Annotated in this window: 1 protein-coding gene; it reads right to left on the bottom strand. The window is 47.3% G+C overall.

Features of this window, described 5'->3' with window-relative positions; translation table 11 throughout:
• Positions 1-88 precede the first annotated feature (88 nt).
• On the bottom strand, positions 89-1,375 hold the full coding sequence (ltrA, locus tag H5181_RS20250; protein ID WP_182751889.1) for a group II intron reverse transcriptase/maturase: 1,287 nt from the start codon (positions 1,373-1,375) through the stop codon (positions 89-91).
• Positions 1,376-1,377 lie beyond the last annotated feature (2 nt).

Below are 1,377 nucleotides of genomic sequence, written 5' to 3'. Positions count from 1 at the left end.
TAATCGGGTAGCCGGAGGTATCTAGCCTCCAGCCCCCACACCACCCTGCATGCGGCTCCGCACAGGGCGGTTCATTTAGAACCCCTAACTAAACTTTCTGGTTAGGATAATGAACTGCGATCCATCCATCTCTTAGTGAATATAATCCTGCTTTCTTCAGATACTCATTACTCAGTGCTTGCTGTATTCCTGGTGTCTTCGAGCTACGCCAAGGGCCTTTACTTGTGATACCACAAGCAACAGCAGCTTGGATCCTGACGCCACGTTTTAGTAAGTTTTGTACCTTAGTCCGTGGTTTTCGCCACTGACGCCAGTAGCACATACGTACACGACGTCGGATCCAGTGATCTAAATCGACACATCCTTGATAAGCGTTAGCGATGCCAAAGTAGTTGATCCAGCCTTGCATGTATTGACGCACTTTAAACAGCTGATATTCCATACTAACGCCCCAATTTCGGTTCGTCAGCCGTCTCATCTTTTGTTTGAAAATGTGCAATGTTTTAGCATGCCACTGGATTTTCCCGCGATTAAATGTGAAGCCTAGGAACTTGCTTTGACTTACCTTAACCACTTGGCTTTTCTGTTCATTAACACCCAGTTTTAGCTTAGTGGCAAGGTATTGAGTGATGCTCTTGAGTACTCGTTCTCCCGCTCGAATAGACTTTACCAAAATGATAAAGTCGTCCGCGTAGCGGGCGAATTTATGCCCTCGGCTTTCCAACTCTTTATCCAGACTATCCAACATAATGTTAGAGAGTAATGGCGAGAGTGGGCCACCTTGAGGCACACCTTCAAAGCTTGCTTCAAATTGGCCATTGACCATCACACCTGCTCGAAGGTACTTACCAATAAGCGCCAACAGACGCTTATCCTGCACCTTACTTCTAAGTTGAGTCATCAAGAGATCATGATTAACTCGGTCAAAGAACTTAGACAGATCAACATCGACGGCAAATTTGCGTTTCTGTTTGATGATATCCCTTACTTGCAGTACCGCTTGCTTGGCATTTCTGTTCGGCCTAAAGCCAAAGCTGTTAGTCGAGAAGAATGGGTCAAACAGTGGCGTGAGTATTTGAGCAATAGCTTGCTGTATCACGCGGTCAATGACGTTAGGGATCCCCAATTTGCGTTTACCGCCATCGGGTTTGTCGATCTCCACCCGCCTGACCGCTGAGGGTTGGTATTCACCTCGCTCTAATTGAGATTTACACAGTTGCCAGCCGCCTTGTTGCATCCAGAGCGGGAAGGCTTCGATGGTCATGCCATCGATGCCCGCCGCGCCTTTATTGGCTTTAACTTGACGCCAAGCTCGGTGTAGATTTTCAGGTTCGAGCAGTTGTTGAAATAGATCGCGGTTGAAGGCCGGTTGCATAT

The sequence above is a fragment of the Shewanella sp. SG44-2 genome, assembly GCF_014164215.1.
Lineage (GTDB): Bacteria > Pseudomonadota > Gammaproteobacteria > Enterobacterales > Shewanellaceae > Shewanella > Shewanella frigidimarina.
This window is presented reverse-complemented; position numbering and strand designations above follow the sequence as displayed.

Excerpts from the sequence above, each read along its gene's own strand:
- ltrA (WP_182751889.1), bottom strand. The coding sequence starts at position 1,375 with ATGCAACCGGCCTTCAACCGCGATCTATTTCAACAACTGCTCGAACCT.